This is a genomic window from Proteiniphilum sp. UBA5384, from assembly GCF_002410825.1.
Taxonomy (GTDB): domain Bacteria; phylum Bacteroidota; class Bacteroidia; order Bacteroidales; family Dysgonomonadaceae; genus Proteiniphilum.
In genome coordinates this window covers 79,733-104,984 of record NZ_DHOS01000001.1, presented here as the reverse complement: position 1 = coordinate 104,984, position 25,252 = coordinate 79,733, and the positions used below count along the sequence as shown (strand labels likewise).

Annotated in this window: 20 protein-coding genes; 8 read left to right on the top strand and 12 right to left on the bottom strand. The window is 44.3% G+C overall.

Translation table 11 applies throughout. The features are described from left to right. Positions 1 to 170 precede the first annotated feature (170 nt). The gene (locus B4G81_RS00390) at positions 171 to 1,892 is read left to right on the top strand and encodes a S41 family peptidase (protein ID WP_294078848.1); all 1,722 of its coding nucleotides are present in this window, start codon (positions 171 to 173) and stop codon (positions 1,890 to 1,892) included. Positions 1,893 to 2,350: 458 nt separating this feature from the next. Here the strand turns inward: B4G81_RS00390 and B4G81_RS00385 are convergent, their stop codons facing one another. The 12 genes from B4G81_RS00385 to B4G81_RS00330 form a co-directional block, all read right to left on the bottom strand. Next, positions 2,351 to 3,220: an N-acetylmuramoyl-L-alanine amidase-like domain-containing protein gene (locus B4G81_RS00385; RefSeq protein ID WP_294078845.1), complete on the bottom strand. Its 870-nt coding sequence runs from the start codon at positions 3,218 to 3,220 to the stop codon at positions 2,351 to 2,353. Between the two features lie 16 nt (positions 3,221 to 3,236). Next, positions 3,237 to 4,304, bottom strand: a complete 1,068-nt coding sequence (gene aroC / locus B4G81_RS00380) for a chorismate synthase (RefSeq protein WP_294078843.1) — start codon at positions 4,302 to 4,304, stop codon at positions 3,237 to 3,239. Between the two features lie 71 nt (positions 4,305 to 4,375). Further along, positions 4,376 to 4,981, bottom strand: coding sequence for an FKBP-type peptidyl-prolyl cis-trans isomerase (locus B4G81_RS00375; protein ID WP_294078841.1), 606 nt, complete (start codon positions 4,979 to 4,981; stop codon positions 4,376 to 4,378). Positions 4,982 to 5,073: 92 nt separating this feature from the next. Continuing rightward, positions 5,074 to 6,246, bottom strand: coding sequence for a MalY/PatB family protein (locus tag B4G81_RS00370; RefSeq protein ID WP_294078838.1), 1,173 nt, complete (start codon positions 6,244 to 6,246; stop codon positions 5,074 to 5,076). 75 nt (positions 6,247 to 6,321) lie between these two features. Continuing rightward, a complete protein-coding gene (locus B4G81_RS00365; RefSeq protein WP_294078835.1) occupies positions 6,322 to 7,164 on the bottom strand; it encodes a DUF3316 domain-containing protein in 843 nt (280 codons plus the stop codon). 22 nt (positions 7,165 to 7,186) lie between these two features. Next, positions 7,187 to 9,919, bottom strand: coding sequence for a DNA gyrase/topoisomerase IV subunit A (locus B4G81_RS00360; protein WP_414703138.1), 2,733 nt, complete (start codon positions 9,917 to 9,919; stop codon positions 7,187 to 7,189). Positions 9,920 to 10,007: 88 nt separating this feature from the next. Next, positions 10,008 to 10,922: a M48 family metallopeptidase gene (locus B4G81_RS00355; protein ID WP_294078833.1), complete on the bottom strand. Its 915-nt coding sequence runs from the start codon at positions 10,920 to 10,922 to the stop codon at positions 10,008 to 10,010. 248 nt (positions 10,923 to 11,170) lie between these two features. Next, complete coding sequence (locus tag B4G81_RS00350) at positions 11,171 to 11,626, bottom strand: DUF4293 domain-containing protein (RefSeq protein WP_294078831.1); 456 nt, start codon at positions 11,624 to 11,626, stop codon at positions 11,171 to 11,173. A gap of 1 nt (position 11,627) precedes the next feature. Next, positions 11,628 to 11,963, bottom strand: coding sequence for a DNA-directed RNA polymerase subunit omega (locus tag B4G81_RS00345; RefSeq protein WP_294078828.1), 336 nt, complete (start codon positions 11,961 to 11,963; stop codon positions 11,628 to 11,630). A 30-nt stretch (positions 11,964 to 11,993) separates the two neighbouring features. Then, entirely contained in the window at positions 11,994 to 12,809 is an 816-nt protein-coding gene (locus B4G81_RS00340; RefSeq protein WP_294078825.1) for an outer membrane protein assembly factor BamD, read from the bottom strand. Positions 12,810 to 12,929: 120 nt separating this feature from the next. After that, entirely contained in the window at positions 12,930 to 14,447 is a 1,518-nt protein-coding gene (locus B4G81_RS00335; RefSeq protein WP_294078822.1) for a GH3 auxin-responsive promoter family protein, read from the bottom strand. A gap of 39 nt (positions 14,448 to 14,486) precedes the next feature. Further along, a complete protein-coding gene (locus B4G81_RS00330) occupies positions 14,487 to 15,188 on the bottom strand; it encodes a Crp/Fnr family transcriptional regulator (RefSeq protein ID WP_294078820.1) in 702 nt (233 codons plus the stop codon). Between the two features lie 176 nt (positions 15,189 to 15,364). On the opposite strand from B4G81_RS00330, the gene B4G81_RS00325 reads away from it, so the two are divergent. The 7 genes from B4G81_RS00325 (at position 15,365) to fabD (ending at position 25,080) form a co-directional block, all read left to right on the top strand. Next, entirely contained in the window at positions 15,365 to 17,512 is a 2,148-nt protein-coding gene (locus B4G81_RS00325) for a DUF5686 family protein (protein ID WP_294078817.1), read from the top strand. Between the two features lie 91 nt (positions 17,513 to 17,603). After that, a complete protein-coding gene (gene ispE / locus B4G81_RS00320; protein ID WP_294078815.1) occupies positions 17,604 to 18,416 on the top strand; it encodes a 4-(cytidine 5'-diphospho)-2-C-methyl-D-erythritol kinase in 813 nt (270 codons plus the stop codon). Between the two features lie 38 nt (positions 18,417 to 18,454). Continuing rightward, the gene (locus tag B4G81_RS00315; protein ID WP_294078812.1) at positions 18,455 to 20,995 is read left to right on the top strand and encodes a S9 family peptidase; all 2,541 of its coding nucleotides are present in this window, start codon (positions 18,455 to 18,457) and stop codon (positions 20,993 to 20,995) included. A gap of 43 nt (positions 20,996 to 21,038) precedes the next feature. Next, complete coding sequence (gene zupT, locus B4G81_RS00310; RefSeq protein ID WP_294078809.1) at positions 21,039 to 21,833, top strand: zinc transporter ZupT; 795 nt, start codon at positions 21,039 to 21,041, stop codon at positions 21,831 to 21,833. Between the two features lie 60 nt (positions 21,834 to 21,893). Further along, positions 21,894 to 22,454, top strand: a complete 561-nt coding sequence (locus tag B4G81_RS00305; protein WP_294078807.1) for a helix-turn-helix domain-containing protein — start codon at positions 21,894 to 21,896, stop codon at positions 22,452 to 22,454. A 73-nt stretch (positions 22,455 to 22,527) separates the two neighbouring features. Continuing rightward, positions 22,528 to 24,183, top strand: coding sequence for an AMP-binding protein (locus tag B4G81_RS00300; protein WP_294078804.1), 1,656 nt, complete (start codon positions 22,528 to 22,530; stop codon positions 24,181 to 24,183). 15 nt (positions 24,184 to 24,198) lie between these two features. Beyond that, complete coding sequence (gene fabD, locus B4G81_RS00295) at positions 24,199 to 25,080, top strand: ACP S-malonyltransferase (protein ID WP_294078802.1); 882 nt, start codon at positions 24,199 to 24,201, stop codon at positions 25,078 to 25,080. Positions 25,081 to 25,252: the final 172 nt, after the last annotated feature.

Genomic DNA, 25,252 nt, shown 5'->3' with positions numbered 1-25,252 from the left:
GAGGGAATATATTTATCAGAGCAGCGATTTATAAACATATAACTAAAACTACATTTCGATGTCGTGAAAAATTTGTTCCTTTGCCATTTGTTAGAAATGGAGAGACGAAGGGACACGGAAAGATGGGAAGACGGGAGATTCAAGATCAAAAAACGAATCAATTATATAATATGAGAAAATTCATTCTTTGTATGCTGGTAGCTACCATGGCACTGCAGGCCGCAGCACAGGAAGCCCCAGCCGACAACAAAAACAAACGCTATTTCGACATCAATAAGAATATTGATATTTTCAATTCATTACTGCGCGAACTGGACATGTTTTATGTAGACAGTGTTGAAGTGAACAACCTGGTACAGGGCAGTATACGTAATATGCTGGCACGACTGGATCCATACACCGAATATTATCCGGAAGAGAATATGCAGGATTTGCAATTTATGACCACCGGCGAATATGCAGGTATCGGTGCAATTATATCCTATAACGACGGAAAGGTAGTGATCAACGAACCTTACGAAGGGCTACCGGCAGATAAAGCAGGTCTTAAAGCCGGCGATGCGATCCTTGAGATAGATGGCAATGATATGCGGAAAGCCACCGTTAAAGAAGTAAGTGATAAACTTAAAGGCACACCGGGCACATCGCTGAAAATGACGGTACGTCGGCCGGGAGAAAAGAAAGACCGGAAGTTGACGATCGTACGCGAGAAGATAGAAGTCGATCCTATTACCTATTCAGGTGTGACGGAAGATAAGATTGGTTATTTCCATTTCGGGAGTTTTACTACACGAAGTGCCGACCGGGTCAAGAAAACGGTACAGGATCTGAAAGAGAAAGGTGCCACATCGCTGATTATAGATCTGCGTGGAAACGGGGGAGGCATACTGGACGAAGCGGTGGATGTGGTGAACCTGTTTGTTCCGAAAGGGGAAGAGATTGTTTCAACCAAAGGGAAGCTAAAACAATGGGACAGGACTTATATCACACGCAACCAACCATTGGATGAACTTATTCCCATTGTGGTACTGACTGATACCGGTTCGGCATCGGCATCCGAAATTGTAGCGGGAGGGCTGCAGGATCTCGACCGGGCGGTGATCGTAGGCAACCGTTCATTCGGAAAAGGATTGGTACAAACGCCACGGGACCTGCCATATGGAGGCAACATCAAGATTACCACCTCAAAATATTATATCCCGAGCGGACGTTGCATCCAGGCACTGGATTATTCGCACCGCAATCCCGACGGGAGCGTAGCACGGGTACCCGATTCCTTGACAAATGTATTCAAAACCCGCAATGGACGTGAAGTACGCGACGGAGGCGGAATCACGCCGGATATCACCATCCCGCAACCGGCAGGTGGTACCATCGCATTCTACCTGATGACGGACAACGTGATATTCGATTATGTGACGGAATGGGTGCAGCAACATGACAAAATTGCCCCCCCCGACCAGTTCAGGCTCACTGAAAGCGATTACAAAGCATTCAAGGAATTTGTAAAAAAACGCGATTTTCAATATGACCAGTTGAGTGAGCGCTCACTGCAACAGTTGAAAAGCATGATGGAATTCGAGGGTTATCTGGACGTGGCGAAAGAAGAGTTTGCAGCATTAGAAGCGAAACTGCATGCCAACTTAGACCGTGATCTTGAACTGTTCAGGGAGGATATTACCGGCATAATCGAATCGGAAATCGTACAACGTTTTTACTACAAGAAAGGTGTATTGCTACATCAATTGTCGAGTGACAAAGTCTATGACAAGGCTGTGGAAGTACTCAAAAATCCGGAAATGTACCGGTCGTTACTGCAACCTGTATCAGTAGAGATTCCCGAAACCGGGGGAGCAACGGCACCTCCAATTGCGTCCGCAGCATCGTCTTGAACAATTGTTTCAAGTTTTAAGTAGAACCCTTTTAACCACTTAGGCATTGTAGATATTGTTGATGAATTTTCCATCAATAAGTTTTCGTTGTTTATCCAATAATTCAAAACTGTTTTTTTATTACCGACATACCAATTAATAGAACAACTTTATCTTGCTCAATAAGGGTACTTACATTTTTTAAAACATTTAAACACTGAGTGTAATAATGAGTCGTAGTGCATTATTGTAAAATTGTTCATAAGAAAGAGAGTATTTATGAAAAAACTTTATTTTCAATTCCATTAATTATGATTTCTTTTAATGGCATATTTTACCAATATATTTGCTTACAAAAATATTGGAGATTGAAAAATAATTTTTGATTCTTTTCATACATCAATAGTCTTTGCCCTATTTTATAAATTTGCTATTGAGAGGAGAGGTGAGAAATAGAAAAAATAAAGGAAGGATGCAGACTATTTCAAATTTACACATTGGATAACAATCCCGGTACAGGAAGATTGTCCTGCACAATAATCATCCAGCGTCTTTTGGTCGATGATCACTTTCTTTTGGGTGGAAGAGGCGTGGATAAAAGTGAGTCGCTCTCCATCTCTAAAAGCAAATCCCATGTGGGTAACATCTAACCCTTTTATACCGGTAGTAAAGGCAACTATCGACATATGGGGTATTGCAAAAGCTTTTCCGGCTATCTCCGCTTTGGACAGATAATAAAATCCACCCCGCTGATTGATAACCTCTTCTATCTTCTGCATCTCCCGAAGCAGCGTATCATCATCCTTTAACTGCCTGTATGCCTCCCTGTGGGTAGTCATGAAATCAATCGTTTTCTGCTCGGGGACACCCCCTAATCCGGCTGAAATATTTTTCAACAGACCTTTCTTTTCATTGTCACAGACCCAGTCAGAAGTATAATGAAGCCGCGAAGCATACCCTTGCAGATTGCCATCACGGTAACGGATACGTTGTAATTCCCCGAGGAAAGATTCAAAATCGGCTTTTCCTGAATATGCGATACGTGCAAGAGCGATTACCGACTCCACAAAAGTGGTGCAATCAAACTCACGCAGGTTGACAACCAGTTTCTCCTCTCCCGGTATTTCAAGCGTATGTGGCACGTACGGCTTACCTAAAAAAAATCGCGCCGTTTTCTCCAGCAATATATTAGTACCGGCCGATTGCCACGGATAAATACAAGTGATATAACGGTCGAAAATCTTCCGGTCCTCAGGAGTATATACTGCTTCCGGAGGTGTATCAGCAGCAATTGCGAACGAATAAGCCACGCCCGCTGTGATCATCCAAAACTTAATGATTAACCTCATATCACCTTCCAAGCGCTCAACGTTCCACTTTCGAAAGCAGGTAAGCATCCAGCAGGGTGATCGCCGCCATGGCTTCCACGATGGGAACCGCCCGCGGCAAGACACAGGGATCATGACGGCCACGCGCCTTGATGACTGTATCATTACCATGAACATCCACTGTCTGTTGCTCCCTGAGAATGGTAGAAACGGGTTTGAATGCCACCCTGAAATAGATATCCTGCCCGTTGGAAATGCCGGCCTGGATACCTCCTGAATGGTTGGTACGTGTATTCACCCTGCCGTTATCGTCAAAGAAAACATCATTCACTTCTGACCCACGGGCAGAGACATTGAACCCCGTACCATATTCAAATCCCTTGACAGCATTGATGCTCAGCATCGCCGAGCCCAACGAGGCATGGAGTTTCCCGAAGACCGGCTCTCCCAACCCCACAGGCGTTCCTTTTATCACACAGGTAATGGTACCACCGATAGTATCTCCCTGATTGCGTACTTCCTGGATAAGTTTTATCATCAGTTCGGCCATATCGGGATCGGGGCAACGGACAAAATTATCCTCCGTACGGGAAAGGTCGTATATCCTGTAATCATTCTCTAAAGCAATATCGCCGACCTGGGATGTGTAAGCTGTAATATCGATATCGAGGCGCTTAAGATAAAGTTTTGCCACCGCTCCGGCTACTACACGGGCAATGGTCTCACGTGCGGAAGACCTTCCCCCACCCCGGTAGTCGCGGATACCATACTTCTCCTGATAGGTAAAATCCGCATGTGAAGGGCGGAAAGCCTCCTTGATATTATCATAATCGGACGATTGCTGGTTCTCATTTCTTATCAGAAAACCGATAGGAGCGCCGGTCGTCTTATTTTCAAATATCCCTGAGAGGAACTCCACCTTATCGCTTTCCTTCCGCGGTGTGGTGATGCGTGATTGGCCGGGACGACGACGGTCGAGTTCCGATTGGATAAAGTCCATATCAAGTTCCAAACCGGCAGGACATCCATCTATTATGCCACCCACACCGGCTCCATGCGATTCTCCGAAAGATGTCAACCTGAATATCGTTCCAAATGTATTCATTTCAATAAATTACTAATTACCAATTATCTCGCGAAGCACATTAGGTTCATCCTTGTCAGGAAGCATCCTTATCAGCAACTACCGCAACCACCCGATCCACAACCGCATCCGCCGGCATGGCTCTCGTGGTTAGCACCACAGCCACAGCCATCTTCTTCACCCGATCCGCAACCGCCGCAGCCGCAACCGCCGGTAGAAAAGAGAGCAGCAATTTCTTCTACGGAAGCATCGCGTACACCCATCACGGTTCCTTCGAAATGCATGACCTCTCCTGCCAACGGGTGGTTGAAGTCCATTGTAACTACCTCATCACCAACAGAAACGACGGAACCGACCAATCGGTTACCGGATGAATCCATCATCGGGAGAGTATTTCCTTCAAAAAGAACTTGTTCGTCGATCTTACCGTCAATCTCAAAAATATTTTTGGGCAATTCGATCACCCTGGTGTCGTCATAATCGCCATAGGCCTCTTCCGGAGTGAGTCGGAACGAAAATTTATCGCCCTCGGAAAGCCCTTCGAGTTGTTTTTCAAAAGCTTCAAGCATGGAATTGGTACCGAAAATAAATTCCAGCGGCTGTTCAAGTGTGGCCCGTTCCATTAATTCCAGTTCATCTCCTTCACCCACATTGAGGTCGTATGTAACGGTAACATATTTGTTGTCTGATACTTGCATTGTATTCTATTTTTTAATTTATCACTTATATTTTTTTCTTAATTTCTTATCTCGAAGTACATCACTTACTAACAATCAGGTAGCATCGTTGTTTAAGGGTGTATCGCTTTTTTTAAATTATTTAATCCCTTTTCTAACAGACTGCGCGGACATCCCACGTTCATCCGCATAAAACCTTCTCCGCCGGAACCGAACATAGTTCCGTCGTTCAAGGCAAGATGGGCTTTTTCCACGAAAAGCTTTACCAATTCCCGTTGCGGCAGATTAAGCGCACGGCAATCAAGCCATACCAGAAAGGAAGCCTCCGGCAAGATTGCTTTTATCTCAGGGATATTTTCTGTCAGATAGCTATCCACCAAATCAATATTACCTTGTACATAGTCAAGCATCTGGTCAAGCCAATCTTCACACTCATCATAAGCGGCACGGGTCGCTGTAAAGGCAAAGAGAGTGCCCTGTTGCAACTCACGGGGCTCGAGATAGGCGAGGTACCGTTCCCTTATATTCTTGTTGGGGATGACTGCAAAGGAACTGACAATACCCGCAATATTAAAAGTCTTGCTGGGTGCCATAATCGTTAGTGAAATCTCTTTCGCCTTCTCGGAGACGGAAGCAAACACTGTGTGTTGATGTCCGGGCAATGCCATATCGGCATGTATTTCATCGGAGACAACCAGTATGTTGTGCTCGTAGCATATATCTGCCAGTTCGCTTAATTCATCGGGTGACCATGTCCGTCCACCGGGATTATGCGGATTACAAAGAATCAACATCTTACAATCGTTTTCGGCTACGATACGGCGCAATCCTCCGAAATCCATTTTATACTGTCCATTCTCAAGAATCAGGGGATTATAAACAACTTCACGACCAAGCGATTCTGTAACGATACGGAAGGGATGATAAACAGGCGGCTGAATAATTACTCTGCCTCCTTTTTCGGTAAACTCATCGATGGCAAAAGCAAAACCCTTGACCACCCCCGGCACGAAGTTAACATGCTCACCCTTCACCTGCCACCTATGGCGTCTTTCAAGCCAATGAACGATAGAGTCGGTATATTCTTGTGAAGGGGCTGTATAACCGAATATGCCATGTTCTACCCTTCGTTTCAGCGCTTCTACAATAGCCGGTGGGGATTTGAAATCCATATCGGCCACCCAAAGCGGGATAAGATCTTCATGCCCGAATAACAGTTTTAACTTCTCCAGTTTGATAGCCTGAGTTCCTGAACGATCTATGATTTCATCAAAATTATATTGCATCTTTTTAAATTAAAAATTAAAAATTAAAAGTGAATAATGAAACCATCACACTTATCCACTTAACCACTTGTCTACTCAATAATATACAGACGGTATTGACCGATTTTCCCGCACCTTTTCCCCTCCGAAGTTGAGTGATTCCACCGCGAGCCCAATCATAAACTGGTGTGAAATAATACGGGTGGTAAGTTTGTTCACATGGGTACGGTAATAATCGCCCAGATAGCCTCCACGCAGGGTTATATTGCCTACGGGGACATCTACCGTGAAATAGTTGCGCAGCGCCAACTGATTATGGAAAGATCCGAAATGGATGGTTCCTTTGTTATTCCCGAGTGAAAATATTTCGTAATATGAATGACCATATTCCGGTGAGAAAAAGACTCCGGCAAACGGTGTGGCAAGTTGCCATCTGAAGGTAAAAATCTTCCAATTATAGATTGCCATCGCCGAAAAATTAAAGTTAGTCGATACCTTTAATGATCCGGGATTATTAGAATTCCGCACGTTATATATGCCTCCCAGTGAAGCGTCCCATCCACCGCCACCAAATAGCCTGAAATCAGGAGCCGTCAAAACGGGATAAAATCCGGTCAGCCTGTACTGAATATTACCATAATACTCGGATGCAGAAGCAGTAGGATTATGAGTGATGGCCGTATGTATCAGGAACTGTTGTTGCAGGAGCAATTTACCGCTACAATAACCGGTACCTTTGATACGGTCGTGCATCAGCGACAGGCTGACACCGTCGTATCTGAGCGGCGAGAGATAAGTATCGTTAAGGAATGCCTTTCCTATACCGAAAAGAGTAGCCTGATTGACAGGTCTGACCGATAAAGGATAATGATCTTCCTGTGAAATTGTTACACCAAGAATACCTATCCATATACTGATCAGTAACACTGCCCTCTTCATCGTAGTCTTTCTCCCGTTCAAATTAAAACAACTTCATCTGGCCGGTGATCTCATCGCGTAAATCGGCATCGGAAACATCGTTTTCCTCACTCTCTCCATTATTCCCGATATCGCCATTCTCTCCATTTTCTTCTCCTATCTCCACTTTCATCGTTTGCTGCGGTTCCTCTTCCGGTTCCGGCATACGAAGCGGCTCCAACTCGTCAACCGTTTCCACGCTATAGTTAGAGATCCGTTTACCTTTCGCTTTATAACTCTTTACGCCGATAAATTCTTCCACTTCGATCTCCATCGGATCACGAAAATCGTCATGACCTCCGAATATGGCCTTTACCCTCGGGTAAACGACATCTGTCAATAAGAACAAGCGGGAGTCGGGATGATCACCGATAAAACGGAGCGGCCTCTCCGAGAGCTCGAAGGTAAAACGTTTAAGATAAGCATACCCTTGTTCCGCATCGAAGAGGGCAGCTGTCCATACCTTATGTTCATCGAACTTCTCAATCCGGAGTATATTCTGCGGAAAGTGGTTCGTAAGATCGAAATTGCAGATATAATATTCACCTCCGGTAGTAACTACCAGTATCATATCATCACCCTGAAATTCGCCAAGAAATTGGCCGCTGCCTTCATAGTTGAGGCGGAAGACATCAGGGTCGAACCAGACCTTACGGCCTCCAAGCGTAGATAATCCTTTTTGTTTCAACTGTATACGGTGTACTTCAGCCTTAGTAAGGATATTGCCCATCGCCTGCCTACCCTTGATTTCTATCTCACTGAAATCCTTCTCAAACTGAAGGATACGCATACGGGGTTTAGGCTTGAGAATCACTTTGATGGTTTCGGCTTCACCGTTGGGATTGGCGCTAAAGTAAGCTATACGCGACCCGGCCTCTCCCCTGGTAACATCATATTCCTTATCACGGGTGATACCAGTAACGGCGAACCGTTTGATATAGTGTGGACCTTTTTTGCCGTCACGATAAACCACATTATAAATGGTACGCTTGTCGTTCCTTTTAAAGACAGCCGCATAAAGGATGCCTTTCCCCACGAACATCTTGTCGCTCACCTTTACTATCTTATATTTTCCCTCCTTGAAGAAGATTATGACATCATCAATATCGGAACAGTTGCAGACAAATTCATCTTTCTTCATGCCGGTACCAATGAAACCCTCCTCGCGGTTCATATAAAGCTTTTCGTTGGCTTCCACCACTTTGGTCGCCTCTATATTTTCGAAACTACGAATGGTAGTATGTCGTGGAAAATTCTTACCATACTTGTCCTTGAGCATCAGAAACCATGCAATAGTATAATCCACCAAATGATCGAGGTTATGGTTGATCTCTTCAATCTCTTCCTTCAATTTTGCGATCAGTTCTTCCGATTTGTCGGAGTTGAATTTAAGGATACGTGCCATCCTGATCTCCATCAGACGGAGAATATCATCCCGATTGATTTCGCGCAGAAATGAAGATTTATAAGGCTCAAGTCGTAGATCGATATGTGTCACAGCCACATCCATATTTTTGGCAGTCTCGAACTCCTTGTCCTTATAGATACGCTCTTCAATAAATATCTTTTCGAGAGAAGCAAAGAGGAGCGCCTCCTGTTTTTCACCCTTCTCAATCTCCAGTTCGCGACGAAGCAGTTCACGGGTAGTATCCACGGACGAACGCAATACGTCGCTCACGGTAAGGAAATGCGGCCTGTTATCGTCAATCACGCAACAGTTGGGGGAGACACTAATCTCGCAATCAGTGAAAGCATAGAGAGCATCGATGGTTTTGTCGGATGAGACGCCTGGCGCCAGTTGCACGTGAATCTCCACGTTTTGTGCCGTGATATCGTCTACTTTCCTAATCTTTATTTTCCCCTTATCATTAGCTTTAAGGATAGAATCTACCAGACCTGCGGTAGTTTTACCGTAAGGAATATCTTTAATGACCAGCGTCTTGTTATCGAGTTTGGTGATGGTGGTTCGTATCTTTACCGATCCGCCCCGTTCACCATCGTTATATTTTTCCACATCAATATATCCTCCGGTCTGAAAATCAGGGTAGAGTGCAAACTCCTCCTCTTTCAGATAATGCACTGCCGCATTACATACCTCATTAAAATTGTGTGGTAATATCTTAGAAGAAAGTCCTACTGCAATTCCCTCAGCACCTTGCACCAATAAAAGGGGAAATTTAGCAGGAAGGGTGACCGGTTCTTTATTACGTCCGTCGTACGAAGCTTTCCATTCAGTAGTCTTGGGGTTAAAAAGTACCTCAAGGGCAAATTTATTAAGCCGTGCCTCAATATAACGGGGAGCGGCAGCACCGTCACCGGTAAGTATATTTCCCCAGTTACCCTGACAATCTACCAACAAGTCCTTCTGTCCAAGCTGTACCAATGCGTCACCGATAGAGGCATCCCCATGGGGATGGTATTGCATGGTGGTTCCAATAATATTGGCCACCTTGTTATACCGTCCGTCGTCCATTCGTTTCATGGCATGCAAGATGCGCCGTTGTACCGGCTTAAGCCCATCGGAGATATGTGGCACGGCACGTTCCAATATCACGTAAGAAGCATAATCGAGAAACCAATTCTGATACATCTTCGAAAGGTTGAGCGAACTATCATCACCCAACCGTACCGGCACCTTGGAGCCGGAAAAGGATTCGGAAGAGGGCAAAATATCGTCCTCTCCCATATTTTCATCATCTCTTTCTTTTAATTCGTCGTCTGGTAATTTGGGAGACATTATTCAGTTGTTATTCAGTTGTTATTCAAATTTACATTGTAAATTTAGATGCCAAACAAAGGTAGTAATTATAGCTGCAAATGCAAAATCAGAAAGTCCACTCTTTGGAAGTCTTTGCCTTACTTGTCTCCGCCGGCACCATTGTCCGGGTCTTAATCGGCTCCTTGGTATTATTCTGTACCCCTGAACCCTTGTAATACTGCAATGCCGTGGGCATAATTGATTCAATATGGGTAATACGTTTTGCATCATCAGGGTGCGTACTCAGGACTTCGGGCACCTGACCACCGCCCGAGCTTTGTGCCATTCTCGTCCAGAAAGGTACTGCAACCCTCGGATCATAACCGGCAATGGACATCAGTATCAATCCAATCTCATCGGCCTCATATTCGTGTTTACGGGCATAAGGCATCATTACACCATATTGGGCGCCCAGGCCGAAAACGGCACTTCCAAGTTGCCTTGTAACCTGTGAGTTACCCAAAAGTCCACCCGCTATGGCTCCTCCATATTGAAGGGCTACCTGCTGACTCATCCTCTCATCTGAATGACGGGCTAATACATGGGCAATCTCATGCCCCAAAACCACAGCCAATGCATCTTCCGTCTGAGTAACGGGTAACAATCCCGTATAAACAACCACTTTTCCTCCGGGCATGGCAAAGGCATTGACACTATTCTCCTTTACTAAGTTAAACTCCCATGCATAGTTATTGAGTTCAGATGCATAGCCGTTATTGGTATAAAAAATCTTTACCGCATTGGCGATCCGGGTACCGACACGATTAACCATCTCCGCATTGGCAGTACCCCGTTCAACAGGAGCAGCACGCATGAATTCCTGGTATTGCTGCAAACTCAATGCCATCACCTCTTCGTTGGATACCAACTGCAATTGCTTTCTACCGGTAAACGGCACGCTCCCGCATGATTCAAGTAAGACTGCTGTAACAAATATTACGAGTGTAAATCGCACCGTCGCCTGTAATTTCTTCTGTTCCATAGTTCTTATTGTTTGATTATGTAAATGTTTTATCCTGTTGGATCAACTTATATTACTCAAGCAAACAAAAGTAATTAAAATTTCGCAAATACAAATATTAGAAGAATACTGATGCGCAAAGAAAATGTTGAAAAAATAAATTAGTCAATCAATGGTAAAAATTTTATTTTGTCATAAAAACAGGGTGCCCCGTCAATAAATAATTCGACAGGGCACCCTTATATAAATTTATCGGGAATTTTTACCTTTTATTTTCTAAGCCGGTTAAACGACCGGACCAACACTTCGTCAGCACCTATCCTGCGAATGGCAAGAATGGTGAGAATAAGGGCAATTACCGGCATAATAATTCCTACACCTATTTTCTGGAATTGGAGGCTCTCTACTGAATAGAGTTTATATACAATAAACCCGAAATAGAGGTAAAATCCTACCATCAATACTACATTGAAAATAGAAAGACGTATCTGCAACATCCGATTCTTGTACAAGAAGATCGTTAATAGGGCTACAACCGAACTGGTTACACCAATCGCAAACAAGCCCCAGGTAGACGAGTTGAGATCACCGTTAAGATAAATCCCCATAGCTTCAAACACTGCCTTATCGGCATTGTAAAGGAACAGTGCCAAAGGAGTTACCGAAGCGACCAACATAGCGGCTGATGCCAGTAGAAGAAAAACCGATTGGATACGTTGCAACATACTATCCAAACATTTCTTTTTCTTTCGAGGGATTGCGATAGTAGATATCACCTTCTTTCCACTCTTCGATAGCCAATAAAGAAGGTTTCGGCAGTTTTTCGTAGAAACGGGAAATTTCTATCTGTTCATGATTTTCAAATACCTCTTCCAGATTATCGCTATAGGAAGCGAATTCCTGCAACTTGGCATCGAGATCCTGTTTCATTTCCACTGCCAACTGATTGGCTCTCTTACTGATAATCATCACCATTTCATATACATTACCTACCTGATCCGACATTTTCATAACATCACGGGTTTCTGTATTGGTGCTTGCAGCAATTTTCTTATAATCCATATTTATTGATTCTCTTTATTTTTCTGTTATTCAGGTGGTCGGAAGCTCATCGATCTTACTCTGCGCTTCACGATTATATCTTTCGGCCTCAGCCATATATTTCCCTTCCGGGAATGAGTTCTTATAATTGAAATATTCATCTACTACCATGCGGTAACGTTCGGGTTGTGCCCGTAGCGTACTGTTCTTCGCATACTCAAATCGCGCACGAAGGATAGTAATCTGATATTCCTCCAGATATTCGGAAAAGGGATAGCTTTTGATTGCCTCACGTGCCGTAATGACTGCCGATTCATAATTATTCCCCATATAATTCCCCAAATTCAAGTAGAGCCGGGCTGCCAATAATTCTTTATAGGCGAGCTTTTCCTGCAGTTCAAACAGGTAGTTTTTAGCTTGCTCAGCTCTTTCGGTCTGCGGATATTTCTCTATATATTTTTGAAATTCAGCAATGGCTGTATAGGTCTTTGTCTGGTCCAGACGGGCTTCAGGCGAATCCAAATACATTCCATACGCAGAATAGAAGAGGGCCGGTTCTGCATATTCACCATTGGGATAAGTATTATAATAGGTGGTGAACCACTGCGTAGCCGAATAGTAATCTTTCGAATTATAATGGCTCTGGGCCAATAAATAGAGTGATTCTTCCGCCTGTGCCGTTCCTTTCATGAAAGAAACCAGTTCTTCGAGTAATGTGATGGAGCGATTGTACTTTCCTTCCTCGAAGTATTTTTTTGCATAACTGTATTTCAAATCCCTGTCGGTACTTTTCAGAATTTTGTTGTACTCGCTACAGGAACTCAACACCAACGCGAACAGTAAAAAATATAAAGTTTTTATTCTCATTGCGTCACAAGTGGGTTTTAGCGTGCAAATTTACAGAATCTTTCTCATTAATGAATAATGGAACGCCAGTTTTTATTCTATTTTAGGATTTGATCTAATTAAAAAATGACCAATTACCAATTATTGTGTGCCGTTTACTATAAAATCGAGGATGCTATCCACATATTTCCGGTCGTTGGAGAGTTTAGGTACTTTGTTTTGGCCTCCATATTTCGCCCTCTGTTTCATCCAATTATAAAAAGTACCCTTCTCCACAATCCTTATTACCGGTATGCCGAGGGAGAGATTGTAAGAACGTTTTGCTTCATAATCTGAATTGAGACGTTTCAGGCTTTCGTCGAGAATATGGGTGAATTCGTCGAGAGTACCGGCAGGCTGAGTATCAAATTCTATAATCCATTCGTGGGCACCGTTGCTTTTTTCCCCGAAATAGATGGGTGCTGCGGTGTATTCGGTCACTTTTGCACCGGTATAACGGCAAGCTTCATCAAGAGCCTTGTCGGCGTTATCTATAATAAGCTCCTCTCCAAAGGCATTGATAAATTGCTTTGTACGCCCGGTCAGTCTAAAAAGGAAAGGATGTATGGAAGTGAACTCGACAGTATCACCTATCCTATACCGCCACAGTCCGCCACTGGTAGTAATTACCATCGCATATTGTTTACCTGTCTCAATAGCGCTAAGGGGGATGGTAGCGGGATTTTCCTCATCCCATTCTCCCGCAGGGATAAATTCATAATAGACTTCATTGTCGAGTAATAGAAGCATATCCTTCGCTCCGGGAGCAAACTGTACACCAAAGAATCCTTCCGAAGCATTGTAAGTCTCCCAATAGTGCATCTTTTCAGAGGGAATCAACTTCTCATACTGTTCCTGAAAAGGGAGAAAGCTTACCCCACCATGAAAGAATACCTCAAGATGAGGCCATAGTTCCGGTAGAGAGCATCCGGTCTCATCGACAATTTTTTTGAGGAGCACCAACATCCAGGAAGGAACCCCCACCATAGCGCGGATATCGGCTTTGACAGCATAATCGGCCAACTTACGCAGTTTCTCTTCCCAATCGGGTAACAGGGCAATGCTTTCGGGCGTTCTGCTTCTTTTTGCCAATACCGGAAGGTTCTTCATCAGGATAGCAGAGATATCACCCGTATAGAAGCCTCCCCCGATATGGTTGATCTGCTGGCTTCCACCCAATACCAACGTCTTGCCTAAAACAAAAGCAGTATCGGGATGATGGTGGGCATAAATACCCAGCATATGGTAACCTGCACGATAATTACCGTTATATAGCGATTCTCTGGTGACAGGGATATACTTGCTTTTATCCTCAGTCGTACCGGACGACATGGCGAACCACTTCACCGGCGTGTCCCAAAGCACATTCTGTTCCTTACCAAGGATTATCTTGTCGAGCCACAAACGTAACTCTTCATAGGAGATAACCGGCACATGAATACTAAAACCGTCGCTATTCCGGATCGATTGAAAATTGTTTTCTTTCCCATAAAGTGTATTTCGCCCATGCCCAAGCAAATAGTCCAGGGTTCTCTGTTGCGTTCCCAGTGGATCATTTACAAATTTTCTCACCGGCTTATAATAGCCCGTAAGTATGGAGCGGGTTATTTTCTGAATCATCCCATCATGAATTGAAGCACAAAGGTAATAAAAAAACAGCTATCCCATCCTGCTTATCTTATGGAGCCTTTCCTCGTCGATGATCTTTATTTTTCGGCCATCGATAGCGATGATGCGTTCATTCACAAAATTAGACAGCGTTCTAATGGCATTAGATGTTGTCATATTGGATAGACTGGCCAAGTCTTCACGAGCCAGATAAATGTTAATAGTGGCGCCATCCTCTTCGAGTCCGTAACTATCTTTCAAACCCAACAACGATTCCGCAAGTCTTCCACGCACATGCTTTTGGGTGAGGTTGACAACTCTCTGATCGGCAATACCCAAATCGAGCGATAACATCTGGATGAAGAAAAGAGCCAGGTTACCGTTCTTACGCAAGAATTTTTCTATCAGTTCCATGGGGATCATGCAGACGGTACACGACTCAAAAGCCATAGCTGCAGTCACGTAACTTTCACGTGCAAAATAAGCCCTGTAACCAAAATACTGCACAGGTCGTATAATCCTGATGATCTGGCTACGCCCCCCTATTCCACTCTTGAAAATCTTCACCTTCCCTGTAAAAAGACACATCAATTCTTTGGGTGTCTCGTCTTCGAGGTAAATCAATTCATTTTTTTTAAAATGAACAATACGGGCACTACTGCGTAACATTTCACGCTCAGTGTCCGATAACATCCTCCATATTTCAGGAAGTGAAGAGGAAAAATCGATTACATTTTTTTTCTTTGCGACCATGAATGTTATAGAACTATGTTCTAAAACACAAATATACCGTTTTTTTTTATAAATAATTCTCAAAAGGGTGCTTTTTTACCTTTTTTTCCCATCATTCATTCCTTGTCAATATTTTTCCCGATTAAAAAAAAGGTAAGTATGAAAAATACTTTCACTATATTTGCAACCTAATTAGAATGAAAGGGAAAGTCACCTTATACGTCCTGATTTTATTAATTGCATCCTTCAACAGTTTTGCTTCACCTGCTGATTTGTCGGTAGATACCATCATGAAGAGAGCAATGAGCGCCGCTGAAAAATATAACGATTTGGTAGAAAATTTTTCAGCGGAAGTATATACTCGTACTTACGTAGAAACATTGAAAAAGAATTTCCTCTATAAACACACCCATCTGATACCCGGTTTTGTATTGCACGATCCCCATAACGATGCGGCTGTGATAGAAACTATCAGTAACCTGCGGTTTGATTATCCCAATAATTACGTACAGGACATACAGCATGTGACGGGCACGCTTACCGGCAGGAAGGATATCGACATGATACCATTCGAACTGCTGAATATCAATATATACGGTGAGACTACCAACGATGAGAGTTTTTTCATGCCCCTTCGGTCCAGCACGTGCAAATATTATCGTTACACCCTGTCACGAACCTTTACCGAAAACGAGAGAACCTACTTCAGTGTGAACTTCAATCCTATTTACGAGAATAGCAAACTGCTACAAGGAACATTCATCATAGAAAGAGATACCTGGCGAGTCATTTTTTTCAGGGGTGAGGGCATCGGTATCTTTTCTGATTTTTCGTTTGAGATAAATATGGGAGATACAGGAATCACCAACTTTTTACCGGTACAATTCACCGTTTATCAAACGGCATCCTACCTGGGCAACGTGTTGGCAAGCCGGCATCTGGCCACTATCAACTACCGTGATATCCAATTGCGGCAGGATACTGAACCAATTCGTTCACTCAATATCAGCAACCTCTACAAGATAAGATTAGATTCGGTACCGCTGCGAAGCGACACCACATTTTGGAACATACGACGGCCGATACCATTACAAGCCATCGAAAAAGATGTTTTGGCAGAATACCAGCACCGGAAAGCCAATGGAGATTCGCTACACGGATCAAATATAGCACAACAGGTACAACGTATGGCCTTGAATTCAAAGTATGAGTATAAGTCCACTGCGATCCGTTATTCGGGACTGCTTAACCCATTGATGATAGGCTATGGCTCCAGGGATGGTGTAACCTATCGCCAAAAGCTGTCTTTTAATTTCGACCTGAAGCGCAGCCGGACCGTAAATATAAATGCTTTTGCGGGATACATGTTCCGCCGCAAGGAGTGGCGTACCGACCTGACTACGATTTGGAATTATGAACCATACCGACTGGGAAGTGCCACCCTCTCCATCGGAAACGGTAATCCCACTTATAGTTCAATATTCGTAAAGCAGGTACAAGACAGCCTTAACAACCGGGGAATTAATTTTGATGATATCTCTTTAAAATATTACAAGGACTATTATGTAAAGTTATTCAACACCTATGAAGTAACCAACGGTCTGCTATTACATACAGGCATAGATTATCATATCAGGAAGAGTAAGAAAAATAAAAACCGGCTGCGCTCTGCCATTTCCGATACTGAAAATACCGAAGACACCGAACCACTCGAAGACCTGTTCGGCATCCGTAGATCGTTTGCCCCGTTTGTGCGCGTCAGTTGGACACCCCGGCAATATTACCGTTACGACAGGCGGCAGAAAATCTATGAACGGTCGCCCTTCCCCACCTTTAAGCTGGAATTCTCCCGGAGCTTTTTGGATATCCTCGGAAGTACCTCGGAGTACAACCGTGTAGAAGTCGATATCAGCCAGAATATCTCTTTTGGATTACGGCACTCACTCCAGTACCACGTGGGAGCAGGTATGTTCATCAATCAGAAAACAGAATATTTTGCCGACTTTGTCTACTTCTCCAAGAATAACTTTCTCGAGAACTGGGATGATGGGCTGGGAGGTAATTTTAACTTATTGGGACGCGACCTCTATAATGCCTCCGACTCTTATATCCAGACACATCTTATGTTCGAGGCACCGTTCCTGATCTTGAAAAGCATACCCTTTGTATCCGATTTTGCCGATAATGAACGGATCTACCTCAGCCAGTTATACACTCCTCAAATCATTTCCTATACCGAACTAGGTTATGGCATCGGCAACCGTTTTTTCAATGCCGGTATCTTCGCCTCATTCCATAAAGCAAAATTCAGGGAAGTGGGTGTACGCGCAGCACTTGAGTTTTAGACTGCTTTTCGTTGTTATCAGAAGAAAAGAAAATCTGTATATTTGTAGTCTCAAGATACAACAAGTATTGAACTATAACAGCAAATGATAAATGATCTGTTTTCCTAACGCAAAAATTAATCTGGGACTCCACGTTGTTTCACGTCGACCGGACGGTTACCACGATCTGGAGACTATCTTTTATCCTATCGGACTAAAAGATGCTTTGGAGATTATACCGACATCGGAGACCCGATTTTTTCAGACCGGAAACCCTATCGAAGGGCCCTCCGATAATAACCTGGTGATCAAAGCACTCCGAATGATTACAGCCGAAAGAAAGTTGCCTGAAATGGATATCCATCTATTAAAAAAAATCCCCTCGGGTGCAGGATTGGGCGGAGGTTCTTCGGATGCAGCTTTTATGCTCAACCTCCTCAATGATACTTTCAAATTGGAGTATACCCGGGAAGAGCTGATGATGCGGGCGGCCCGCCTTGGAGCCGATTGTCCATTTTTCATCATCAACAAGCCGGCATATGCCACCGGTATCGGTGATAAACTGGAACCCATAGAAGTAGACCTGAGTCGATATACTCTCCTGTTGGTAAAACCGGACGTCAGGATCTCCACTAAAGAAGCCTATGCGATGATTACTCCCCATAAGCCGGAACTGTCTCTAAAAGAAATTATCACCCAACCACCCGAAACATGGAGAGATCTCATGAAAAATGATTTCGAACTGCCTGTTTTCAAAAAATTTCCCGAAATTTGTAAAATTCGTCAACAACTATATGAAATGGGAGCTATATACGCCTCCATGAGTGGATCGGGATCGGCACTCTTCGGTCTTTTCGAGAAGGAACCTGACTGGAAGGAAGCTTTCGGTACCCACTTCATATGGAGTGGAAAAGTGGAAAAGTAATTTTTAATTTTTCACTATTAATTCTTAATTTAAAAAGTATGAAACAATATTATTTTTTAATTATTATCGTATTATTGACAGCAATAAGCCTGAAGGCTCAGCAACCATTAATGCCTGAGAAGATATACTCATTCATGCCGATTCCGGTACAGAAGCCGGTCATGCTGGATAGTGTGAACCTGGATAAATCTACCTTTACCGATGAGCTACTCCTCGCCTATCCCATCTCTTTTCCTCCACAGGAACGGTTTACCACCGAACTAACTCCGGACACGGCGGGATTTTTCATCCTCTCCAGGCCAGCGCAGGGCGAAGAGCTACAGTTATTTTCTCTCTTTGTCACCGGTGATCGCTACGGGAAGGGAAAACTGACCGTCACGTCGCCTAATCCACTGGAATTATGGGTCGATGACATAAAGCGAGCCACTAAAACACAAATAAATGACAGCCTACATCTTTCGGGATCGGTAGATGCCAACCTGAACGGTTTAGCCAACAACTCCCGCATCGTGATTAAAATGCTTACCTCGGCGGATTATAAGACCGACCCCGCCCTAAAAATCGAACTGAAACCCGATCAAGCGGATTCAATGCTCATTTATACATTCAATAATAGGGATCGGCGACGAATCAATATCAAAGATATTCTGGAAGGGAAAAGAGTCAATAGTTCCTCCATCTCCCCGAGTGGACGATTCCTGCTGCTAAGTCTGGAGGAAACCCTTTCGGGAGGGACCAACCGCAGATATACAGAAATATACGATACCAAGCAGAAACGGACGATCCTTTCTGAACCGGCTGCAAGAACACAATTAAAATGGATGCCCCAATCGGACCTTCTCTATTATGTGGCTGATGATAACGACGGACGCACTATCTACACTCTCGATCCGCTCACCGCTGAAACAAAAATAATAGCCGAAAAACTACCGAAAGAGAATTTTCACATGGCACCCGATGAGCATTCTGTTTTCTTTTCTTCCAGAAAAAGTATCACCGTCAGCAATCCCGGCGGATTGAAACGGCTGCTCGGGATGGATGACAGGCAACCGGGTTACCGCGACCGGTACTATCTCTATCGCCATTTCTTCGATACGGGGCTCACCCAACAGCTTACTTTCGGAAAACAAACGGCATCACTCAACGATGTGACGAAGGATGTAAAAAAACTGCTTTTCTCCACCTCTGAAGAGTACCTCGCAGAACGTCCTTTCCGAAGAAGCACACTCTATATGCTGGATCTGGAAACCATGGCAATAGATACTGTCTGGAAAGACCAGACATACGCTTACTCTGCTCAATTTTCACCGGATGGAAAACAATTATTGATACACGGTGCTCCCGAGGCATTTGGAGGGATTGGCCTCAATATCAGAGAGGGTCAGATTGCCAACAGCTATGATACGCAATCGTTTATTATGAACCTGGCAACCCGACAGGTAGAAGCGGTAACAAAAGAATTCGACCCGTCGATCAATGCCCAGGAATGGAATACCTTGGACGGATATATCTATTATCGTGTGGAAGAAGGCGACCGGGGCAATGTGTACCGATATGATCCCAAACGCAGGAAATTCGATAAACTACCGCTCCAAGAGGACATAATCCGTTCGTTCAACATCGCTGAGAATGCCGCATGGGCTACTTATACAGGTGTCAGTGCATCCAACTCTAACCGAAGCTACCTGCTGAACCTCAAAACTCTGGAGTCAACCTTGATTTCGGATCCATACGCAGGGCGATTGAACAAACTGGAATTGGGTGAGGTAAAGGACTGGCAGTTCACCAGCTCATCCGGAGATGTGATCGAAGGACGTTATTACCTGCCTCCTCATTTCGATCCACAAAAAAAATATCCACTGATCGTCTATTACTACGGTGGAACAAGCCCTACGGCACGTACATTCGAAAGTACTTATCCACTGCATGTCTATGCTGCACAGGATTATGTGGTATATACACTACAACCGAGCGGTACCACCGGCTACGGACAGAAATTCTCGGCCCGCCATGTGAACGCGTGGGGCAACCGGACAGCCGAGGAGATTATAGAAGGTACCAAAGCTTTCGTGGCTGCACATCCCTTCGTGGATGGCACAAAGATCGGGAATATAGGCGCATCTTATGGCGGATTTATGACGCAATATCTAATTACCCGGACCGATCTCTTCTCTGCCTCCGTCTCACATGCCGGTATCAGTAATATCACCAGTTATTGGGGTGAAGGATATTGGGGTTACTCCTATAGCGCAGGAGCAAGCGCAGGAAGTTACCCATGGAATAATCCCGATCTTTATGTAAAACAGAGCCCGCTCTTTTCTGCCGATAAGATCAGGACACCATTGCTATTGCTTCATGGCACCGCTGACACTAACGTGCCTATCGGTGAAAGTATTCAGATGTATAATGCCCTGAAACTGCTCGGCAAAGAGGTGGAATTCATTCAGGTAGATGGCGAGAATCATGCTATCTACGATTATGACAAACGAATCGCATGGAATAACGCTATCTATGCATGGTTTGCCAAATGGCTGAAAAATGACCCACGATGGTGGGATTCGATGTTTCCGAATGAGTGAGAAAATGGAAAAATGAATAACGGAAATATCATATAAGAAAACGATGGATAACCAAACAGTTTTAATAGCATTGCTACTGACACTCTTTGCCGGTTTGTCGACCGGCATCGGCAGTTTGACTGCATTTTTGGCAAAACATACCAATACCAATTTTCTGAGCTTCTCACTGGGACTGTCCGCTGGTGTGATGATCTACGTATCATTTATGGAACTGATGCCTAATTCATTAGAGGCTCTCAATGGGGCATTTGGAAATAAAACAGGAATGCTATACATGATCCTCGGCTTTTTCGGAGGTATTATCCTGATTTCACTGATAGATTTTTTAGTGCCCAAGTCCCAAAACCCACATGAAATACATGGCGTGGAAGAAATGAATTCCAACTACCGTTTGAAACAAACGGGGATGATTACAGCCATCACCATCGCCATCCATAACTTCCCCGAAGGAGTTGCTACATTTATGTCGGCGCTGAACTCCTATGAAGTAGCCCTTCCCATTACTGCCGCCATCGCCATCCACAATATACCCGAAGGAATTGCAGTATCGGTACCGATTTACCACGCTACCGGCAGCAAGAAAAAAGCATTCTGGCTATCTTTCGCTTCGGGACTGGCAGAGCCGGTGGGCGCACTCATTGCGTTCCTGTTCCTGCTTCCTTTCTGGAATCCGGTATTGGATGCGTTTGTCCTCTCAGCCGTAGCAGGGATTATGGTTTTTATTTCTCTCGATGAGTTATTACCCACTGCCGAGAAATATGGCAGGCACCACCTTTCCATTATCGGGGTAATGTTAGGTATGGCCATTATGGCACTAAGCCTCTATTTGTTTGTATGAACAAAAAAGTTTACTTTTGTTTCCCGTTTTGATCCATCAATACTCATATTATATATAGCGATGACAACAGATATTAAACAGATAGGTGAACGGATAAAAGGTTTACGCGAAGCAGTCGGCCTTTCACCCAACGAAATGGCCCACAGGTTGGAGGTCGATACAAATGACTACCGTAAATTTGAATTGGGAGAAAAAGACATCTCGATCTCATTTTTGCAACGTATAGAACGGGAATTCAACGTGGACTTGGGAACCCTTATGTTTGATACAGAGCCGCGCATGAATTCTTACTTTATCACCCGTAAAGATAAAGGTGTAAGTGTGGAAAGGGTTTCAGCCTATAAGTACCAATCACTTACTTCCGGATTCACTAATAATGTGGCGGAAATTTTCGTGGTGACGGTGGAGCCCAAGCCGATGGAATCCGATTTCTATCAAAATATCCATGCCGGACAGGAGTTCAACATGATATTGGAAGGAAAAATGATGTTAAATATCAACGGCAAGGATCTGGTACTGGATGAAGGTGATAGCATTTATTTCGATTCATCGCTGCCGCATGGCATGAAAGCGCTCAATGACAAGCCGGTGAAATTCCTTGCCGTTATCCTGTATCCCTGATCAAAAAGTAAATATTTTCCTCAACTGTCATACCCCTCTCCAACAAGGGGTTCGACACCATAATACGGTTATCATGTTAGAAAAATTTGTAAGAAAAACCTCATTCATTTCACATCAGGATTTTATCGATAATTATGAGATTTTAATACCCAAAAACTTTAATTTCGCATATGATGTGACGGATGAATGGGCCAGGACAAATCCCGATAAGAGGGCACTCTGCTGGACCAACGATAAGGGGATACACAAAGATATGACATTCGGTGAACTGAAAACGCTGTCTGATCAAACCGCCTCTTTCTTCCTGTCCCTCGGCATCGGTAAAGGTGATATGGTGATGCTTATCCTGAAGCGAAGCATCGAATTCTGGCCGGCTATCCTGGCGTTACACAAAATTGGCGCAATAGCAATCCCGGCCACCCATCTGCTCACCGACAAAGATATTATTTATCGCAACAATGCAGCAGGAATAAAAGCCATTGTGGCTGTACAGGAAAAGAGCCTGATCAACCATGTAAACCTGGCGATGGCCAAATCCCCCTCCATACAACACCGTATTCTGGTGGGTGATTCCACTCCTGAAGGATGGATCGACTTCCACCGGGGAGTAGAACAGGCCACACCTTTCACAAAGCCGGAAAAGGTGAATAAAAACGAAGATATCATGCTTCTCTATTTCACTTCCGGCACCACAGGCCAACCTAAGATGGTAGTACATGATTTCACTTATCCGTTGGGGCATATCACTACTGCCAAATACTGGCACAATCTGCATGAGGACAGCATTCACCTCACCGTGGCCGATACCGGATGGGCTAAGGCAGTGTGGGGAAAGATATACGGCCAGTGGATCGTAGGCGCCTGCGTATTTGTCTATGACTATGATGGCCGTTTTATTCCGCAGGATATGCTCCGTATACTTTCGGAATACAAAGTCACTTCATTCTGTGCCCCTCCAACGATCTACCGTTTCCTGATCCGTGAGGACCTGAATAAATACAACCTTTCGGCCTTGGAATATTGTACCACCGCCGGCGAAGCACTCAACCCGTCGGTATTCGAAACTTTTTATAAACTGACAGGCATCAAGATGATGGAAGCTTTCGGTCAGACCGAGACAGCACCTACCATCATCACTTTCCCCTGGATAGAACCGAAACCCGGATCAATGGGGGTGCCTAATCCTCTATACAAGATGGACCTGTTGACATACGACGGAAGGTCGGCCGAAGATGGAGAACAAGGAGAAATTGTCTTCTATACCGACGAAAAACGTCCCCTGGGTCTGTTTAAAGGGTACTATCGCGATGAAGCACTCACCCGGGAGGTATATGCCCACCATGTCTATCATACAGGTGATATGGCCTGGCGCGATGAAGACGGATACTACTGGTTTGTGGGACGAACCGATGACGTAATCAAGAGTTCCGGTTACCGCATCGGCCCGTTTGAGGTAGAGAGCGCCGTGATGACTCACCCTGCCGTGGTAGAATGTGCTATCACCGGCGTGCCCGATGAAATCAGGGGACAGATTATTAAAGCCACCATCGTGCTGGCCGAAGAATATAAAGCACAGGCAGGTGACGAATTGGCCAAAGAAATTCAGGAGCATGTTAAAAATGTGACAGCTCCCTATAAATACCCCCGGCAAATTGAATTTGTAGACGAATTGCCAAAAACAATCAGTGGAAAGATTCGCCGGGTGGAGATACGAGAGAAAAATCAATAAATAATTTTAAATGATATGAAGAAAGCATACGTATTCCCCGGCCAGGGAGCCCAATTCGTGGGTATGGGCAAAGATCTGTACGAGACCTCACCCTTGGCGAAAGAGTTATTCGAAAAAGCAAACGAAATACTCGGTTTCCGCATTACCGACCTGATGTTTGCAGGGACAGACGAGGACCTGAAACAAACAAAGGTCACACAACCGGCTATCTTCCTGCACTCGGTGATTCTGGCAAAGACGCTGGGCTCAACGTTCCAACCCGATATGACCGCAGGACATTCACTGGGAGAGTTCTCGGCATTGGTGGCAGCCGGCGCCTTATCCTTCGAAGACGGCTTAAAATTGGTTTATACCCGTGCATTGGCCATGCAGAAAGCATGTGAGAAACAACCATCTACTATGGCGGCTATACTGGCACTGGCCGACGACAAAGTGGAAGAGATATGTGCGTCGGTGGATGACGTAGTGGTACCGGCTAATTACAACTGCCCGGGACAGGTAGTGATCTCCGGAACAATGAGTGGCATTGAAAAAGCATGCGAACTGATGAAAGAAGCGGGGGCAAAACGGGCATTACCCTTAAAAGTCGGTGGTGCTTTCCACTCTCCCCTGATGGAACCGGCCCGTTTGGAACTGTCGGAAGCTATCGAGGCAACTCCTTTCTCAGCACCTGTTTGCCCGGTATACCAGAACGTATCGACTATGGGAGAGACTGATCCCGCGACCATCAAAGAGAATCTGATTGCTCAGCTTACCTCACCGGTAAAATGGACGCAGTCGGTACAACAGATGATTGCCGACGGGGCCACAGAATTTGTAGAACTTGGTCCCGGCACTGTATTACAGGGACTGGTCTCCAAGATAAACCGCGAAGTAGCCGTTTCAGGGAAACAATAATGATTCCGGCATTTCGAAGAAACCGTTTCAGGTATTAAAAATGAACAATTACCGGAACAGGACATGTCTCCTGTTCCGGTTTTTATTGCCGATTAAGGTTTCTTATCTAATTTTTTTTGTTAAAATAGAATTTAGAAAATACATTTGTATCGTAGCACTATTACTAAAACAA

Bases quoted from the DNA above. Each gene is read 5' to 3' on its own strand.
- B4G81_RS00390 (WP_294078848.1), top strand. From the start codon at position 171: ATGAGAAAATTCATTCTTTGTATGCTGGTAGCTACCATGGCACTGCAG.
- B4G81_RS00385 (WP_294078845.1), bottom strand. From the start codon at position 3,220: ATGAGGTTAATCATTAAGTTTTGGATGATCACAGCGGGCGTGGCTTAT.
- aroC (WP_294078843.1), bottom strand. From the start codon at position 4,304: ATGAATACATTTGGAACGATATTCAGGTTGACATCTTTCGGAGAATCG.
- B4G81_RS00375 (WP_294078841.1), bottom strand. From the start codon at position 4,981: ATGCAAGTATCAGACAACAAATATGTTACCGTTACATACGACCTCAAT.
- B4G81_RS00370 (WP_294078838.1), bottom strand. From the start codon at position 6,246: ATGCAATATAATTTTGATGAAATCATAGATCGTTCAGGAACTCAGGCT.
- B4G81_RS00365 (WP_294078835.1), bottom strand. From the start codon at position 7,164: ATGAAGAGGGCAGTGTTACTGATCAGTATATGGATAGGTATTCTTGGT.
- B4G81_RS00360 (WP_414703138.1), bottom strand. From the start codon at position 9,919: ATGTCTCCCAAATTACCAGACGACGAATTAAAAGAAAGAGATGATGAA.
- B4G81_RS00355 (WP_294078833.1), bottom strand. From the start codon at position 10,922: ATGGAACAGAAGAAATTACAGGCGACGGTGCGATTTACACTCGTAATA.
- B4G81_RS00350 (WP_294078831.1), bottom strand. From the start codon at position 11,626: ATGTTGCAACGTATCCAATCGGTTTTTCTTCTACTGGCATCAGCCGCT.
- B4G81_RS00345 (WP_294078828.1), bottom strand. From the start codon at position 11,963: ATGGATTATAAGAAAATTGCTGCAAGCACCAATACAGAAACCCGTGAT.
- B4G81_RS00340 (WP_294078825.1), bottom strand. From the start codon at position 12,809: ATGAGAATAAAAACTTTATATTTTTTACTGTTCGCGTTGGTGTTGAGT.
- B4G81_RS00335 (WP_294078822.1), bottom strand. From the start codon at position 14,447: ATGATTCAGAAAATAACCCGCTCCATACTTACGGGCTATTATAAGCCG.
- B4G81_RS00330 (WP_294078820.1), bottom strand. From the start codon at position 15,188: ATGGTCGCAAAGAAAAAAAATGTAATCGATTTTTCCTCTTCACTTCCT.
- B4G81_RS00325 (WP_294078817.1), top strand. From the start codon at position 15,365: ATGAAAGGGAAAGTCACCTTATACGTCCTGATTTTATTAATTGCATCC.
- ispE (WP_294078815.1), top strand. From the start codon at position 17,604: ATGATCTGTTTTCCTAACGCAAAAATTAATCTGGGACTCCACGTTGTT.
- B4G81_RS00315 (WP_294078812.1), top strand. From the start codon at position 18,455: ATGAAACAATATTATTTTTTAATTATTATCGTATTATTGACAGCAATA.
- zupT (WP_294078809.1), top strand. From the start codon at position 21,039: ATGGATAACCAAACAGTTTTAATAGCATTGCTACTGACACTCTTTGCC.
- B4G81_RS00305 (WP_294078807.1), top strand. From the start codon at position 21,894: ATGACAACAGATATTAAACAGATAGGTGAACGGATAAAAGGTTTACGC.
- B4G81_RS00300 (WP_294078804.1), top strand. From the start codon at position 22,528: ATGTTAGAAAAATTTGTAAGAAAAACCTCATTCATTTCACATCAGGAT.
- fabD (WP_294078802.1), top strand. From the start codon at position 24,199: ATGAAGAAAGCATACGTATTCCCCGGCCAGGGAGCCCAATTCGTGGGT.